We start from the raw sequence: 16,028 nt of genomic DNA on the forward strand, positions 1-16,028 counted from the left end.
AGAATTAGCAATGGCAATTGAAGTCAAAGTTCCCGACATCGGCGATTTCACTGATGTTCCAGTGGTTTCCGTCCTGGTCAGCGCCGGTGACGTGGTTGCGGCCGAAGACCCGCTGATCGAAGTGGAAAGCGACAAGGCCACCATGGAAGTGCCGTCCCCTGCGGCTGGTAAAGTGGTCGAGATCAAAGTGTCCGAGGGCGACGCCGTATCCGAAGGCTCGCTGATCTTGATGCTGGAAGCAGAAGGCGACACCGCAGCAGAGGCCCCTGCGCCTAAAGCAGAAACTGCTGCGCCTGTTGCCGCGGCACCTGCCCCTGCCCCTGCTGCAGCCCCTGCTCCGGCGGCGGTGACCGATGCCGGGTTTGGCAAGACCCACGCGTCCCCTTCTGTGCGTGCCTTTGCGCGCCAGTTGGACGTGGATCTAGCCAAGGTGAACGGCTCCGGCCGCAAAGGCCGTATCCTGCGAGAAGATGTGACAGCCTTCCTGAAAAGCTCTACAGCCGCAGCGCCTACCGCCGGTGGCGCAGCGCAAGGTGGCATGGGCATTCCGCCAATCCCGGCTGTCGACTTCTCCAAATTTGGTCCGGTGGAAGATGTCGAGATGCCACGCATCAAGAAACTGTCCGGTCCGGCGTTGCACCGCAGCTGGCTCAACATTCCGCACGTCACCCACAACGACGAAGCGGACATCACCGATCTGGACAAGTACCGCAAGGAAATGGACACGATGGCCAAGGAAGACGGCTATCGCGTGACCTTGCTGTCCTTTGTGATCAAAGCATCCGTGTCTGCGCTGAAACAGCATTGGGAAGTGAACTCGTCGATCCATCCGGACGGCGACAAGCTGATCAAGAAGGACTACTACAACATCGGCTTTGCGGCGGACACGCCAAACGGCCTTGTGGTTCCGGTGATCAAAGACGCTGATCGCAAGGGCATTGTGGACATCTCCAAAGATCTCATGGAGTTGTCCGGCAAAGCCCGCGCCGGTGAGTTGAAAAGTGGCGACATGCAGGGCGCGACCTTCACCATTTCCAGCCTCGGCGGCATTGGTGGTACATCCTTCACCCCAATCGTGAATGCACCCGAAGTGGCTATCCTTGGTCTGACCCGCTCCAAAATGGCGCCGGTCTGGAATGGCGAAGAGTTTGTGCCGCGCCTGATGCAACCGCTGTCGCTCAGCTATGACCACCGCGCCATCGACGGGGCCTTGGCTGCACGGTTCACCGTGACGCTCAAGACCCTTCTTGGCGATATGCGCAAGTTGATGTGGTAAGGAGAGCTAAGATGGACGTCAAAGTACCTGATATTGGGGACTTTTCCGAAGTTCCCGTGGTCTCCGTTCTGGTCTCTGTCGGCGATTCCGTCGCCGCAGAAGACCCGCTGATCGAGATTGAAAGCGACAAGGCCACCATGGAAGTGCCTTCGCCCGCCGATGGTGTGGTCAAGGACATCAAAGTGGCCGAAGGCGACAATGTCTCTGAAGGCAGCTTGATCCTTGTGCTGGAAGCGGAGGGTGCTACAGAAGCCCCAAAAGCGACCACGCCAGAAACGCCAGCAGCCCCACAGGCTGTGGCGGCAACCGGCACTGCGTCCGGCGCTGGTGATGTGCACGCCGAAGTGGTAGTTTTGGGCTCTGGCCCTGGTGGTTACACAGCAGCCTTCCGTGCGGCCGACCTTGGCAAAAAGGTCGTGCTGATCGAGAAAGACAGCTCTCTCGGTGGTGTCTGCCTGAACGTGGGCTGTATCCCATCCAAAGCACTGCTGCACTCTGCCAAGGTGATTACTGAAGCCGAGGAAATGGCGGAGCACGGCATCAGCTTTTCCAAGCCCGAGGTTGACCTCGACAAGCTGCGTGGCTGGAAAGAAAGCGTTGTAAAACAACTGACTGGTGGCCTTGGTGGTTTGGCAAAAGCCCGCAAGGTTCAGGTTGTGAACGGCTATGGTACTTTCACTGGCCCCAACATGATTGAGGTCGACAACAACGGTGAAAAATCCACCGTCAGCTTCGACCAATGTGTCATCGCGGCCGGTTCTGAGCCAGTCACCCTGCCCTTCATCCCGCACGATGATCCGCGCGTGATCGACAGCACCGGAGCGCTGGAGCTGGAAGATGTGCCTGAGCGCCTTCTGGTTCTGGGTGGTGGCATCATCGGCCTGGAAATGGCAACTGTGTATGATGCCTTGGGCTCCAAAGTGACCATCGTTGAGTTCATGGATCAGATCATTCCTGGGGCGGACAAAGACGTCGTGAAACCGCTGCACAAGCGGATTGAAGGACGGTATGAGGCCATCCTAACCAAAACCAAAGTCACTGCGGTTAAAGCAACGGACGCTGGTCTTGAGGTCACCATGGAAGGCCCCAAAGGCGAAGTGGTTGATACGTTTGACAAAGTGCTTGTTGCAGTGGGTCGTCGCCCGAATGGGGCGAAGGTCAATGCAGCAGCGGCTGGTGTGGCAGTGGATGAGCGTGGCTTCATCGCGGTCGACAGCCAGCAACGCACTGGTGTGCCTCACATTTTTGCCATTGGTGACGTGGTTGGTCAGCCTATGCTGGCGCACAAAGCCGTGCACGAAGGCAAGGTGGCTGCGGAAGTCGCTGCGGGTCACAAACGCCACTTTGATGCGCGGGTGATCCCGTCTGTGGCTTACACCGATCCTGAGGTTGCTTGGGTGGGTGTCACGGAGACCCAGGCCAAGGCTGAGGGCATGAAGGTTGGCAAGGGTGTATTCCCTTGGGCTGCCTCTGGTCGCTCGCTCTCTCTGGGCCGCTCGGAAGGGCTTACTAAGTTGATTTTCGACGAAGAATCCGAGCGCGTGATTGGTGCAGGGATTGTTGGACCCAACGCCGGTGACTTGATCGCCGAGGTCGCGCTGGCCATCGAAATGGGCGCGGATGCGGTTGATCTGGGCCACACCATTCACCCGCACCCGACCTTGTCTGAGACGGTGAACTTTGCCGCAGAAATGTTTGAAGGCACGATCACGGACCTTATGCCGCCGCGCAAAAAGAAGTGATCTACACCTGATCAAAATTCAACGCGTCGCAGACCTCTGCGGCGCGTTTTTTTGTTGGGCTGTTAACCGGCCCAAATGGCCTCAAAATCACGTCGGTATATTGTCGGTATCACGACTGTTTCGCGGAGGTGCGTTTTTCCATCCCCACAAAACGCGCAACAGTAAAGGCACCGTGCGTTGCGCAACGTCTCAACAGCCTTACAGCGGCCAGAAGAACGGGATCAACGCAGAGGCAAGAATACCAATAGACAGGTTCAGCGGAATGCCGACGCGCATAAAGTCTGTGAACTTGTAGCCCCCCGGACCAAAGACCAGCATGTTGGTCTGATAGCCAATCGGCGTCGCGAAGCTGGCAGAGGCGGCAATCATGACTGCGACCACCAACGGACGCGGGTCCACACCAATAGCTTGCGCCAGTCCTACCGCGATGGGAGTCACCACCACGGCCACGGCGTTGTTGGACACAAGCTCCGTCAGCACCGAGGTTAGCAGGTAGATGGCCCAGATCAGCAGGAAGGGTGGCAGGCCCTGCAAAGCTGGTGCCAGATTGTTCACGATCAGCGAGACGGCGCCGGAATGGGACAAGGCTGCCCCTATGGCGAGCATGGAGAAGATGAGCGACAATAGACGGCCATCGACAAATGAAAATGCCTCATCGGCGTCGATACAGCGGGTCAACAGGACCACCGCCACGGCAAGGATCGCCAAGTAGAGAATGGGCGCCACGCCCATACCGGCCAAGATCACGATGCCCACCATACATCCGAGGGCAATCGGGGCATGACCGCGGCGGTACTCACGCTCTGACGGATGCGACACGTCAACCATATCCATATCAGAGGCGAGACGTTGGATGTCCTCTGGTGCCCCTTCCAGCAGCAGAGTGTCACCGACACGCACCACCAGTTGGTCCAGCTGTTGGCCGATGTTCTGGTTCCGGCGATGCACCGCTAGTGGATAGACGCCATAACGACGACGCAGGCGCAGAGCGCCAAGACGGCGACCAACCATCTTACAGCCCGGCGTGATCAGCGCTTCCACCGTGGTGGTTTCGACGGCGCCCACCTGATCCAGTCGCTTCAGGGATTTGTTGCGCTGAAGACTGAGCAACTCTGTCATCTTGGTGCGCAGAACCACACGATCGCCAACCTGAAGCGTGACCGCTCCGAGGTTGCGGCGCAGCGAGGTGTCCCCTCGGATCACGTCGATCAGGCGCACGCCATCGCGTTTAAACAGCTGCACGCCGGAGACTTCACGACCAATCAGGTTGCTTTCCGGCGGGATCACCGCTTCGGTGAAGAATTTCATCTGGCTGCGGTTGGACAGCAGGTCTGCCATGCTGGCGCGTTCTGGCAGCAGGCGCCGTCCAACGAAGTAGAGGTAGGCCATGCCCCAAACTACAATGATCAGGCCCAGCGGCGTGACCTCAAAGATGCTGAACGGCTCCAAACCTTGGTCACGGGCAACCCCGTCCACCAAGAGGTTTGTCGAGGTGCCGATCAGTGTCAGAGTTCCGCCCATGATCGCGGCATAGCTCAACGGGATCAACAACTTGGAAGCCGACGTTCCCAAAGTGCGCGCCAGTTGGGTGAAGACCGGGATCATCACCACCACCACCGGTGTGTTAGACACAAAAGCCGAGGCCAGGATCACAAAACACAAGAGCACGGTGATGGCCACCTGCGGGCGTTCTTGCGCCTGCCCGTCCGCCAGTGCCGTGAAAGCGGACAGGGCCCCTGTGCGCACCAGCGCCCCCATGACAATGAACATCGCGGCAATGGTCCAGGGCGCGGGATTGGAGAGCACGCTTAGTGCGGCTTGGTACGGCAGGACCCCCAGAAACAGCAGTACGGCAACGCCGCCAATGGCCACCACTTCGGTTGGGTAGGCCTCGCGCAGGAAGAGCACAAACATGCCCGCCACGGTCAAAAGCGCAAGCACCGCCTGAGTGGTCTGCGAAAATGCAAAAAGATCCATACCAATTCCGTCTTTACCAGCGGCCAACATTTACCATGAAGCCCCTGTCGGGCAAGAGATTTTAGGCGGTTTCGGCTTGGATACGTGGCCGCACCAATGTCATGCCCACCAGGATCAGCCCCAATGCCGCCCAGACCCAGAGCGAATACTGTTCTTTGAGCAGCAGCATGGCCCAGAGAACGCCGCTGCCGGTGACGACATAGCTGACTTGCGCGGCAAAGACGGCACCGGCGCGGGACACCAGCCAGACATAGGCGGTGTAAACACAGGCATGGATCACGGACGACAAGACCAACGCATATTCGGGCGCGTTCCACTCGGTGCGCGGGTCAATGAATTGGCCAGAGGCCAAAGCCAGCGGCAGCGCGAGGACGGCCCCGACAACAGAAGCGCCATAGAGCACGTGGCCCGCGCCCAATCCGTGCATGCCCCATTTGGACACCACATTGCCCTCAAAGGCATAACACAGCGGGCCAACCACAGCGATCGGGAGGAAGGCCACCATGGCCGGGTCTGGCAAAGCTTCGGGCTCGGCAAGAATGATCACACCAATGAGGCCGGCCACCAAGCCCCCAAGGCGAAGCCAATTGAACCGGTCGGTGCCCATCAGCAGAGCGATGGGAAAGGCAAACATCGGCACCAGCGAGATCACAATCGACATTACACCGGAGGGCAACTCCGCCGCGGCGCGGTAGGAAAAGCTGTTGGGAATGATGGTGCCAAGGCAGGCGATCAAGGTGAAGAACCACAGCTTGTTTCGCGGCAGGGCAACGGATTTGCCCGTGACCAGCCTCAGCACAAACAGGAACGCCGCGCCAATCACAAGTTGCCAGAAAATCAGGCCAAGCGGCTCATAACCTTCTGAAACGGCGATTTTGGCCAAGGGCTGTGTCAGGCCCCAGCCGGTGCCAATCGCCAAAAGAACAAAGATCCAGTAGACCGGTGGCACCTTAGGAAGGGCCACACTGGCTCAACCGACCGCCTTGGCGCACCATTTCGATGCGGGTCGCCGCTCCGGTGCGGTCGTCGGTTTCCACGTAGACTCCGGACAGCGTGGCTTCGCCCAGCGCAGGCGTAAAGCGCGATTTTGGCATGCCGGTCACAAAGCGGCGCATGGGCTCTTCTTTCTGCATGCCAATCACCGAGTTGTAGTCGCCACACATGCCGGCGTCCGCCTGAAACGCGGTGCCGCCGGGCAGGATTTGGGTGTCTGCTGTCGGGATATGCGTGTGGGTGCCCACCACAAGGCTGACGCGGCCATCACAGAAATGCCCCATGCCCATTTTCTCAGAGGTGGCTTCGCAATGCATGTCGACAATCGCCGCCTGCACCAGTCCACCGCGCGGATGAGAGCGCAGCACCTGATCCACGGCCGAAAACGGATCGCCATAGGGCTGTTTCATAAACACCTGGCCCAGCGCCTGGGTCACCAGCACTTTGCGACCGCCTTGGGCGTTGAATACACGGAAGCCTTTGCCCGGCACATCACCGCGGGCGTAGTTCAATGGGCGGATGACACGCGGTTCATTCTGGATGAATTGCAGCATGTCTTTCTGGTCAAAGGCATGATCACCCAGCGTGATGCAATCAGCCCCTGCATCGAGCAGCGCCTTGGCGTGGGCGCCAGATAGCCCCATGCCGTTGGAGGCGTTTTCGCCGTTGATCACGACAAAATCCAGCCGCCAGTCTTCGCGCAGCTTGGGCAGGCGTTCCACCACAGCCGCGCGTCCGGCGCGACCCATCACATCACCGAGGAAAAGCATCTTCATGGGCTTGGTCCTAGGGCGGGTTGTCGCGCTTGGCAAGAGTGCGACCGGCGGAATGTGGCGTAACGCGGCAAGGTGACGTGTGCCAAAGGCTTGTGTCACACCATTTGCGCGATAGATTGAGGCAAGACCCGACAACACAGGATGTTTTTGATGAAACCAATTTTGACCCTGACCGCGGTGAGCGCGCTGGCAACGCTGGCCGCCTGTGACGACTATTCATCCCCCAACCAAGCGGCGGATGCGGCTAACCCCGCCGCAACCTTCTGTATCAACCAGGGGCACGGCTATGAGATCCGCAAGGATGCCGAAGGTAACGAATACGGTGTCTGTAAGTTCAAAGGTGGCGGCGAGCAGGATGCTTGGGAGTATTTCCGCACCAATGCGACCGGGGCGAACCCGGACCTCTAAGGTTTAGAACTCGATGATGCGGGTTTCCGTGATCATGATATCGAGAGGCTGATCGGTGTCTTCCAAAGGCAAATGGTCAGCCTCTTGTGCGTCAAAGGCAAAGCCGATTGCCAATGTGGCGCGGCGAGACCGTAGGCGCTCCAGTGTGCGGTCATAGAACCCCCCGCCATAACCAAGCCGTCCGCCTTTAATGTCAAAGGCCACCAGCGGCACAATCACGATCTCCGGGTCAAAGTAGTTGTCCTCGACAGGCACTTTTGCGCCAAAGGGGCCGTCACGCAGGGCGCCATCCGGTTCCCAGATGGAGAACTCAAGCGGCATGGCTTCGCCCTGGATCACGGGCACCCCGACTGGGCCGTGGGCTGAGGCCTCGGCCATGGCTGCGAGCGGAGAGATTTCTGTGCGGATGGGCATGTAGCCTGCGAGGGGCACACCACGGTAGCCTGCCAGCACTTCGGAGAGATGCGCGGACTGTCCCGGGCCCGCATTGGCAAAGGCGTCTTTGCGGCGGGCGAAGGCGGCTTTGCGCGCGGCAGCTTTTTGTTCTGTCAGGTCCATCAGCAATGTCTCCACACTAAAGCAGCACATGGGCGGCCAGCCCGAGGAAGAGGAAGAAGCCCACCACGTCGGTCACCGTGGTGACAAAGGGGCCAGAGGCCAAGGCCGGGTCGATGTTCATGCGTTCCAGTGCCATGGGGATCAGGATCCCGCCCAGCGCCGCGGCAATCTGGGTGAGGAACATGGCGACAGCAATCACAAGCGCCAACATCGGCACACCAAACCAGACACCGGCCACCCCCGCCATGATCAGTCCAAAGAGCGCGCCATTGAGCGCCCCAACAGATACCTCCCGCCGGATTACCCGCCAGGCGTTCTGCGCGGTGAGGTCTTTGGTCGCCAGCGCCCGCACCGTCACAGTCATGGTCTGCGTGCCTGCATTGCCCCCCATGGAGGCCACAATCGGCATCAGCACAGCAAGGGCCACCATCTGATCCACAGTATCGGCAAAGAGGTTGATTACGCCGGAGGCCAAAACGGCGGTCAGCAAGTTCACAAACAGCCAGGTCGCGCGGCCTTTGGCGGCATCAACGATGGTGTCAGACAGGCTGGCCTCGTCACTCACCCCCGCCATACGCAAGATGTCTTCCTCGTGCTCCTCATCGAGCACCACCATGGCGTCATCAATGGTGATCACCCCGACCAGACGGTCGTCCTCATCCACCACAGGGGCGGAGATCAGGTGATACTGGTTGAAGGCGTAGGCGACGTCTTCTTCGTCCTGAGTCACCGGGATGATCTGGAACACGTCTTCGATCAGGTCTGTGAGTGGCAGATCCCGACGGGACGACATCAGCTTGCCCAAAGTCACATTGCCGATGGGTTTCATACGCGGGTCCACAAGGATCACGTGATAGAACTGCTCCGGCAGTTCCTCGGCATTGCGCAGGTAATCAATCGCCTGCCCCACCGTCCAGTGCTCAGGCGCACAGACGGTTTCACGCTGCATCAAACGGCCAGCGGTGTTCTCCGGATAACTGAGCGCCTGCTCCACCGCGACACGGTCGGCATCTTCCAGCGTTTCAAGGATGGCTTCCTGCGCCGGTTCATCGAGATCCTCAACCAGATCCACGATGTCGTCGCTTTCCAGCTCCCGCACCGCCTCGGCCAACACCTCAGGATTGAGGATGCCCATGACCTCTTCGCGCAGACCTTCGTCAAGTTCCGACAGGATGTCCCCGTCAAACTCTTCGCCGTACAGCTCCACAAGGCGGCGGCGGTCATAGGGGTTGATCTGTTCCAGAAGGTCGGCGATGTCGGCCGGATGCAGAGGCTCTGTCAGTTCGACCAGCGTGGCGCGGTCCTGTGCTTCCAATGCATAGAGCACGCCGGCCACAAGTTTTTTGGACAGGGTGTAGTCTTCCACGTCCAATTCGGGGGCGGTCTGCAACTCTGTGTTGGACATGACGCGCTCCTTTTTTGGCGAGAGACCAGTTTTTGTGGTCTTGGACTTGCTGCGGACCATAGATTAAATCAAAGCTGGGACTCAATGGGACACGACCGGTTGGGGCCGAAAAAAGACCCGCCCTCAAGAGATTGGAGAGAATTATGTGCGCACAGACCCTACTGCTTGGGCAGACGCTGAGCTTTGCCGCCAATCCGTTTGAGGCCGGTGTCGACGCCGCTCGGCATGAGACACATGGTGGGGTTGTTGTGGAGGGAGGCCGCATTGTCGCGGTTGGCACTGCGGACGCGATGCGCGCGGCCTACCCCACTGCGGAAGTTGTCGACTATGGCGACAAGCTGATCTCTGCGGGGTTTGTCGATGCCCATGTGCATTACCCGCAGACCGGCATCATTGCGAGTTGGGGCAAACGGCTGATTGACTGGCTCAACAGCTACACCTTCCCCGAAGAGATGCGCTTTGGCGACCGGGCCTATGCGGATCAGATTTCCAACACCTATCTCGACCTCACCGCCAAACACGGCGTGACCACCATGGCGAGCTACTGCACCATTCACCCGGAATCGGTCGACGCCTTCTTTGAGGCCGCCCAAGCGCGGGGTCAGCGCGTGATTGCGGGCAAGACCTGTATGGATCGCAACGCGCCAGAAGGACTGCGTGACACGCCGCAAAGTGCCTATGACAACAGCAAAGCCCTGATTGAACGCTGGCACGGCGTGGACCGGATCAGCTACGCCATCACACCCCGGTTTTCGCCGACCTCCACACCGGAACAGTTGGAGGCGCTTGGCAGTCTTTGGGCAGAGCATCCGGACTGCTTGATGCAGACCCATTTGAGTGAGCAAACCGACGAGATTGCCTGGGTGGCGGAACTGTTCCCGGATGCACGGGATTACTTGGACACCTACGAGCAATTTGGTCTCTTGGGCGAAAAAGGCCTCTATGGTCATGCCATCCATTTGGAAGAGCGCGAGAGGGATCGGCTGCGCGAGGTTGGGGCTGGTTTGATCCACTGCCCGACCTCTAACACCTTCATCGGGTCCGGCCTGTTTGACATGGGCGGGCTGATGGCAGCAGGTCAGCGCGTGGGTCTGGCGAGTGACACCGGCGGCGGGTCCAGTTTTTCGATGTTGCGCACCATGGCGAGCGCCTATGAAGTTGGGCAGCTGCGGCACAACCCTCTGCACGCGGCAGAACTGATGTGGCTGGCCACACAGGGCTCCGCACGGGCGCTGCATATGGAAGATAAGATTGGCAATCTGGCTGTCGGCATGGAGGCCGATCTGGTGGTGCTGGACTTGGAAAGCACGCCGGAGATTGCGCAGCGGTCCGCGCGGGCCAATGACATTTGGGAAGCGCTCTTCCCAACCATCATGATGGGCGATGACCGCGCCATCGCCGCCACCTGGATCAACGGGACCCCCGTCTAGAACAACCCGTTATCGTTGGCAGACGTCGCTGGGATGGTTTGCAACACATCCCAGTGCTCCACAATCTTGCCGTTGTCGTCAAAGCGGAAGATGTCGATGCCGGCGTAGTCTTCGTCGCCCGGCCATTCCTGATGGCAGTGCAACACCACCATGTTGCCCTCAGCAATAGCACGTTTGAAGTGCACCTTCTTGCCGGGATACTCTGCCGCCATACGCTCAAAGTAAGCGATGAAAGCCTCTTTGCCGTCGCCCACATGCGGATTGTGCTGAATGTACTCGTCGCCAAGGTAAGCCTCTGCGGCCTCACGTGGCTTGTTCTGATTGAACATCAGATCGTAGAGCGCCATAGCGCTGGCTTTGTTAGTTTCCAAATCGGCCATGGCGGTCTCCTGTATGGCAGGGTCTAGAACGCTTTGAACGTCAATGTCGTCAAGGTGCGTTCGATGTTGGGAATGTCGAGCATATGGTGGTTGATGAATTTGCCCACATCCTCACCTTCGGGGATGTAGAGCTTCATCAGCAGGTCATAGTCGCCGCTGGTGGAGTGCAGCTCGGAGTGGATTTCTTTTAGTGCGATCTCTTCGGCCACGCGGTAGGTGGTGCCGGGTTTGCAGCGGATCTGGATAAAGACGCAGGTGGTCATAAAAGCCCTCATGTCGGTTTGGGTGTAAGCTGGCACAAATGCCACCCTGACCACAATCGCAAACTGCGCCCCCTTGGCCCGCGCGGGAGGGCTGCCTATAAGGTGGCCGACTATCAGCGAAGGATGACCAGATGCGTCAGGCAAGCGTGAGCCGCACCACTGCGGAAACCAAGATCACCGTGGAGATCAATCTCGACGGAACCGGCACCTATGACAACCAGACCGGCGTGGGCTTCTTTGACCACATGCTGGATCAGCTGTCGCGCCACAGCCTGATTGACATGACCATCCGTGCCGAGGGCGATTACCACATCGATGACCACCACACGGTGGAAGATGTGGGTATCTCGCTGGGTCAGGCGCTGACGCAGGCCTTGGGCGACAAGAAAGGCATCCGTCGCTATGCCACTTGCCACCTGCCAATGGACGATGCGCAGGTGCGGGCGAGCCTTGATCTGTCCGCGCGTCCGTTCCTGATCTGGAATCTAGACATGCCCACCCAAAAGATTGGAACATTTGACACCGAGCTGGTGCGCGAATTCTTCCAGGGCTTTGCCACCCACGGCGGGATCACGCTGCACGTGGATCAGATCCACGGCTTCAACAGCCACCACATTGCCGAGGCCACCTTCAAGGCCGTCGCCCGTGCGCTGCGTGAGGCGGTGGAAGTGGACCCGCGCAAGGCGGATGCCATCCCATCCACCAAAGGCGCGCTGTAAGGCAGGTTACAATCGAAGACGTGAGAAAGCCCGCCTCGCGCGGGCTTTTGCTTTTCTAGGCGGGCTGCAAAGGGCTATGGGGGACGTCCCGTCGGATCAGCCATTCGGCAATGAACATGTTCGGCACCCAGCAGGCCCAGCAGATCAGCGGGTAAGCGTTGTCAAACCCCACTGTAAGTTCGCCAATTGGCAGGTAGAGCCGCAAAGTGACGGCGGACAGGGTTAGCGCCGCTGAGCGGATCATCCAGCGGCGGTGGGCTGGGATGTCGCGCTGGATGGCCAGGTAGACCGCCACGGCAGTGGAGCTGAGCCAGGCCACTGCAAGCGCGGCGAGGCCAGAGGCTGCGACAGGCCCCTCTTCGGTGCGCAACGCCAGGAAGAAACCAGACAGGCCGGAGAGCAGGATCATCAGCCCGTAGAGCCGTCCAAGCCAGCGGTGCAGGTGCGGGCGGCGCAGGCGCAGCTTGGTGCTGAACTGCAAAGGCAAGAGCGCCAAGGCCACAGGGGCGAGCGCGATATGACCGTAAAGCAGGATCGGCCGTTCCAACGCGTGATGCAGCATGATCGGCATCACCACAGCGATATCAGCAATCAGAAACCGCATGGAAGCCAAGGCAATGGCGATCGACAAGAACCAGATCAGCGGCAGGCTGCGCGGCAACAGTGGGCGTTTGGGGATGGGATACATGGGACACTCCGATCAAATTTGACACTGTAAAGTTAATCTTGACACTGTAAAAACCAGAGCTGCTTGACACTGTCAAGTCACAGATTAGTTTGTGGCCATGAGCACAGCAAAAACCCGCCACCACCACGGAGACCTCAAACGCGCGCTGATCCAGGCGGGCATTGACCTGCTGGAAGAAGGCGGGCTGGAAGCGCTCACGTTGCGCAAATGTGCCGCCCGCGCTGGCGTGTCCCACGCGGCCCCCGCACATCACTTCGCTGGTTTACCGGGGTTGATCACTGCCATCGCTGAAGAAGGTTTTGATATATTTTCCGAATACATGACGGACGCGATTGAAGCAGGAGAGCAGACTGACCGCGAACGTCTGCGCAGCATCTGTCGCGGTTATTTGCAGTTTGGATTGAGCCACAGCGGTCTGTTGAAGGTGATGTTTGGCGAACATGGGCTGGGCATCCATGCGCCGCGTAAAGACAACCGCGAAGAAGCCGAGGCCTACCTAATTTTACGCGGGGTCTGCGCGCCGTTTGTGCCAGACGGCGAAGACCCGCATCTCGTGGAGGCACAGGTCTGGTCACTGATTCACGGCTTTACGCTGCTCTATATTGGCGGCGAGTTTGGTTGCACCTCCATGCCAATTGAGGACAGCCCGTTTGAGGCGGTCATGGCGCTGGTTGACCGGATTGGCACACAGGCCAAGACCTAAAGCGCCGCCCTGCCCCGCAGCCTCTTGACCCGCGCGGCGTTTCGCTTCACTTGGAAGCGACACGTAAAACGGGACCAAGATCATGCTCACAGCGATCATCGATTATGAAAGCGGCAACCTGCACTCTGCCGAAAAAGCCTTTCAACGGATGGCCGCAGAGGTGCATGGCGGCGAGGTTGTTGTGACCTCGGATGCGGATGTGGTGGCCAAGGCGGACCGTTTGGTGCTGCCAGGCGACGGCGCGTTTCCGGCCTGCGCCGCAGAGCTGCGTGGGCACAAAGGTATCTATGACGCGATGGTGGAGGCGGTCGAAGGCAAAGGCCGACCGTTTCTGGGCATTTGTGTCGGCATGCAGTTGATGGCGTCGCGCGGTCATGAATATGAGCTGACCCAGGGGCTGGGCTGGATCGAAGGCGATGTTGAGAAGATTGAACCCAGTGATGCCAGCCTAAAAGTGCCGCACATGGGCTGGAACAATCTGGTGATCGACCACCCGCACGCGCTGCTTGATGGCATCAAAAGCGGTGACCACACCTATTTTGTGCACTCCTACCAGTTCCACGTGACCAAGCCAGAGGAGCGGTTGGCGCATGTGGACTATGGTGGCGATGTGACCGCCATCATTGGGCGCGACACGATGGTGGGCATGCAGTTCCACCCGGAAAAGAGTCAGGACATTGGCTTGCGCATGATTGGCAACTTTCTGACCTGGGCGCCCTAAGCTGGAATGCAGGAGGGGCCAGCCCCTCTTGCGCTGACGCGCAATTCACCCCGGGATATTTTTGGCCAAATGAAGGTCAGGCCGCGCGCAGGGCGGTGGGGGCGACGCCATGGGCTTTGCGAAAGGCGCGGGTGAAACTTTCCGGGCTGTTGTAGGCATAACGGCGGGCCACCGCATCGACGCGGTCGCCGCGGGTGATGTCTTGATGCGCTAGAATAAGCCGCCAGCGGCGCAAGTAGCCCATCGGGGTTTCGCCCACCGTTTGGGCAAAGAGTTCGGCAAACCGTGACAGGGACAGGCCCGCTTCCCGCGCGAGGTCGGCGTTGCTCCAGACCCGGCCTGGAAAATCATGCATGGCGACGATAGCGCGGCTGAGACGCGGGTCCGCCAGACCCGCCAGCAGGCCAACATCGGTGGTGCCTTGGGAAATTTGATCCCGCAGCAAGCGTACCATGAGGGCTTCGCCAAGGCGATTGATCACCGATTGCGCACCGCAACGGTTGGCGGTGGTTTCCTCTGCCATTAGGCGTACCAGGGCGCGGCTGTCTTCTTCGCCACTGAGGTCATAGCGCACTTCATCCGGCAGGGCCGCCATCAAAGGATTGGTCAACCCCATCCAATCCACATGCGCGGCAAAGAGCACCTCGCCTGCGCATGACGTCGTACAGGTACCGCGCGTCAGAAACACCACCCGCGCCGGGGTACCATCCTCGCCTGCTTTGGCAATAAGGTTGGCATCCGCCAACGTGGCGGGATGCACGGTGAGGTGAAACTTCTCAACAAGTGTCGTCAGGCGGTCCATGTGGGGATTCCGGATTTTATGCACGATCAATCGGATTTACTTGACACAAAAACCGACAATATGTCCAGCAAGCACAAACAAGAGGACAATCCTATGCTGATCCCCCGTCAAAAAACTCCCAACCTGAGCCTGCCACTGGTGGGCGGCGGCACCTTTGACCTGGCCGCGGAAGGCTCTGAACGCGGCACGGTTGTGTGTTTCTATCGCGGCCTGCACTGCCCGATCTGCGCCACCTACCTGAAAGAGCTGGAAAAGCTGGTGGAAGCCTTGGCCGAGCGCGGTGTGACTTGTGTGGCCGTGAGCAGCGATGGCGAAGAGCGCGCCAAGGACATGGCGGCGAAAATCGGTGCCACCGGCCTGCGCATTGCCTATGACCTGCCGCTGGATGTGGCGAAGGACTGGGGTCTGTATATCTCCACCTCGCGCGGCAAAACCTCGATTGGCATTGAAGAGCCTGCGCTGTTCAGCGAGCCGGGTCTGTTCATGGTGAGCCCGGAACAGGCGCTGTACTATGGCTCCGTGCAGACCATGCCGTTTGTGCGTCCGCATTTCAGCGAGCTTCTGGGGGCGTTGGATTTTGCGATCAAGAACGACTACCCGGCGCGCGGCGAATACACCGGCGCGGTGTAACCAGCCTCAAAGCGAACAAAAAAAGGCGCGGTCCTGCCGCGCCTTTCCTGTGTTTGATAGGCCGCTTACTTCACGCGGCTCCAGCTGCCACCGCTGCGGCAGATGCCCAGCACACAGCCGCTGACGGCCAGCGAATTGCCGGAAAGCACCAGCTTGCCTTTGTAGGTTTTGTCACGATCCGGCGAATAGACTTTGCCGCCGCTGTAGTTGCCGCCGCCGTCGTTAACCATATCCCAGATGATCTTGCGGCCGTTGTTGGGCGAGTTCAGCTCGCTGCCATCCGGGTTGAAGGATTTGGCCAGCGTGCCGCAAATCTTGCTGCCGCAAGCGGCGACAGAGATCAGGCCGTAGTTGCCGTTGTCATCCGGAATGGTTTTCCAGGTGCCATAAATTGGGTCTGCGAAGGCCGCTGTGGCCCCAACAAGCGTCATGGCCGCAGCCATTAGCGTTTTTTTCATGATTTTCCTCCCGTGTATTTGCCCGAAACTCTGCGGCAAGCCTATGAGTCGCATCAACCCTGACTTTGGGTCAGGTGGAGATGTCTCGCCGCGTTGCAA

Annotated in this window: 18 protein-coding genes; 8 read left to right on the forward strand and 10 right to left on the reverse strand. The window is 59.3% G+C overall.

Features of this window, described 5'->3' with window-relative positions:
• Window positions 1–10 precede the first annotated feature (10 nt).
• The gene (aceF, locus tag SIB92_RS06530; protein WP_412555035.1) at window positions 11–1,276 is read left to right on the forward strand and encodes a dihydrolipoyllysine-residue acetyltransferase; all 1,266 of its coding nucleotides are present in this window, start codon (window positions 11–13) and stop codon (window positions 1,274–1,276) included.
• 11 nt (window positions 1,277–1,287) lie between these two features.
• On the forward strand, window positions 1,288–3,018 hold the full coding sequence (gene lpdA, locus SIB92_RS06535; protein WP_412555036.1) for a dihydrolipoyl dehydrogenase: 1,731 nt from the start codon (window positions 1,288–1,290) through the stop codon (window positions 3,016–3,018).
• Between the two features lie 198 nt (window positions 3,019–3,216).
• On the opposite strand, the gene SIB92_RS06540 is transcribed toward lpdA, so the two are convergent.
• The 3 genes from SIB92_RS06540 to SIB92_RS06550 all read right to left on the reverse strand — a co-directional run bounded on the left by SIB92_RS06540 (window position 3,217) and on the right by SIB92_RS06550 (window position 6,764).
• Window positions 3,217–4,995, reverse strand: a complete 1,779-nt coding sequence (locus SIB92_RS06540) for an SLC13 family permease (RefSeq protein WP_412555809.1) — start codon at window positions 4,993–4,995, stop codon at window positions 3,217–3,219.
• Between the two features lie 61 nt (window positions 4,996–5,056).
• Window positions 5,057–5,959, reverse strand: coding sequence for a DMT family transporter (locus tag SIB92_RS06545; RefSeq protein ID WP_412555037.1), 903 nt, complete (start codon window positions 5,957–5,959; stop codon window positions 5,057–5,059).
• A complete protein-coding gene (locus tag SIB92_RS06550; RefSeq protein WP_412555038.1) occupies window positions 5,946–6,764 on the reverse strand; it encodes a TIGR00282 family metallophosphoesterase in 819 nt (272 codons plus the stop codon). The genes SIB92_RS06545 and SIB92_RS06550 overlap by 14 nt, the downstream gene beginning before the upstream one ends.
• Before the next feature lie 150 nt (window positions 6,765–6,914).
• Between SIB92_RS06550 and SIB92_RS06555 the strand changes: the two genes are divergently transcribed.
• Entirely contained in the window at window positions 6,915–7,172 is a 258-nt protein-coding gene (locus SIB92_RS06555) for a DUF333 domain-containing protein (protein ID WP_412555039.1), read from the forward strand.
• Between the two features lie 3 nt (window positions 7,173–7,175).
• On the opposite strand, the gene SIB92_RS06560 is transcribed toward SIB92_RS06555, so the two are convergent.
• The gene (locus SIB92_RS06560) at window positions 7,176–7,733 is read right to left on the reverse strand and encodes a 5-formyltetrahydrofolate cyclo-ligase (protein WP_412555810.1); all 558 of its coding nucleotides are present in this window, start codon (window positions 7,731–7,733) and stop codon (window positions 7,176–7,178) included.
• 13 nt (window positions 7,734–7,746) lie between these two features.
• The gene (gene mgtE, locus SIB92_RS06565; RefSeq protein ID WP_412555040.1) at window positions 7,747–9,135 is read right to left on the reverse strand and encodes a magnesium transporter; all 1,389 of its coding nucleotides are present in this window, start codon (window positions 9,133–9,135) and stop codon (window positions 7,747–7,749) included.
• A gap of 143 nt (window positions 9,136–9,278) precedes the next feature.
• Here mgtE and guaD point away from each other — a divergent pair, with 143 nt between their 5' ends.
• A complete protein-coding gene (gene guaD / locus SIB92_RS06570) occupies window positions 9,279–10,565 on the forward strand; it encodes a guanine deaminase (RefSeq protein WP_412555041.1) in 1,287 nt (428 codons plus the stop codon).
• On the opposite strand, the gene SIB92_RS06575 is transcribed toward guaD, so the two are convergent.
• Together SIB92_RS06575 and SIB92_RS06580 are read right to left on the reverse strand one after the other, a co-directional pair.
• Window positions 10,562–10,945, reverse strand: a complete 384-nt coding sequence (locus SIB92_RS06575; protein ID WP_412555042.1) for a nuclear transport factor 2 family protein — start codon at window positions 10,943–10,945, stop codon at window positions 10,562–10,564. The two genes, guaD and SIB92_RS06575, sit on opposite strands and share 4 nt — an antisense overlap.
• A 23-nt stretch (window positions 10,946–10,968) precedes the next feature.
• Complete coding sequence (locus tag SIB92_RS06580; protein ID WP_294114360.1) at window positions 10,969–11,208, reverse strand: Lrp/AsnC ligand binding domain-containing protein; 240 nt, start codon at window positions 11,206–11,208, stop codon at window positions 10,969–10,971.
• 131 nt (window positions 11,209–11,339) lie between these two features.
• Here SIB92_RS06580 and hisB point away from each other — a divergent pair, with 131 nt between their 5' ends.
• Window positions 11,340–11,927, forward strand: coding sequence for an imidazoleglycerol-phosphate dehydratase HisB (gene hisB, locus SIB92_RS06585; protein WP_412555043.1), 588 nt, complete (start codon window positions 11,340–11,342; stop codon window positions 11,925–11,927).
• 55 nt (window positions 11,928–11,982) lie between these two features.
• On the opposite strand, the gene SIB92_RS06590 is transcribed toward hisB, so the two are convergent.
• Complete coding sequence (locus tag SIB92_RS06590; RefSeq protein WP_412555044.1) at window positions 11,983–12,615, reverse strand: DUF2306 domain-containing protein; 633 nt, start codon at window positions 12,613–12,615, stop codon at window positions 11,983–11,985.
• Between the two features lie 97 nt (window positions 12,616–12,712).
• Between SIB92_RS06590 and SIB92_RS06595 the strand changes: the two genes are divergently transcribed.
• Together SIB92_RS06595 and hisH are read left to right on the forward strand one after the other, a co-directional pair.
• On the forward strand, window positions 12,713–13,318 hold the full coding sequence (locus SIB92_RS06595; RefSeq protein WP_412555045.1) for a TetR/AcrR family transcriptional regulator: 606 nt from the start codon (window positions 12,713–12,715) through the stop codon (window positions 13,316–13,318).
• A gap of 82 nt (window positions 13,319–13,400) precedes the next feature.
• Window positions 13,401–14,039 carry an imidazole glycerol phosphate synthase subunit HisH gene (gene hisH / locus SIB92_RS06600; protein WP_412555046.1) on the forward strand — a complete coding sequence of 213 codons (639 nt, stop codon included), beginning with the start codon at window positions 13,401–13,403 and terminating at the stop codon, window positions 14,037–14,039.
• A 76-nt stretch (window positions 14,040–14,115) separates the two neighbouring features.
• Here the strand turns inward: hisH and SIB92_RS06605 are convergent, their stop codons facing one another.
• Window positions 14,116–14,841 (reverse strand): AraC family transcriptional regulator, encoded by a 726-nt coding sequence (locus SIB92_RS06605; RefSeq protein ID WP_412555047.1) that lies wholly within the window; start codon window positions 14,839–14,841, stop codon window positions 14,116–14,118.
• Window positions 14,842–14,934: 93 nt separating this feature from the next.
• On the opposite strand from SIB92_RS06605, the gene SIB92_RS06610 reads away from it, so the two are divergent.
• Window positions 14,935–15,471: a peroxiredoxin-like family protein gene (locus tag SIB92_RS06610; protein ID WP_412555048.1), complete on the forward strand. Its 537-nt coding sequence runs from the start codon at window positions 14,935–14,937 to the stop codon at window positions 15,469–15,471.
• A 65-nt stretch (window positions 15,472–15,536) separates the two neighbouring features.
• Here SIB92_RS06610 and SIB92_RS06615 read toward each other — a convergent pair whose 3' ends face one another.
• Window positions 15,537–15,929, reverse strand: a complete 393-nt coding sequence (locus tag SIB92_RS06615) for a DUF2147 domain-containing protein (protein WP_294114345.1) — start codon at window positions 15,927–15,929, stop codon at window positions 15,537–15,539.
• Window positions 15,930–16,028: the final 99 nt, after the last annotated feature.

The sequence above is a fragment of the Shimia sp. MIT1388 genome, from assembly GCF_047124445.1.
Taxonomy (GTDB): domain Bacteria; phylum Pseudomonadota; class Alphaproteobacteria; order Rhodobacterales; family Rhodobacteraceae; genus Shimia.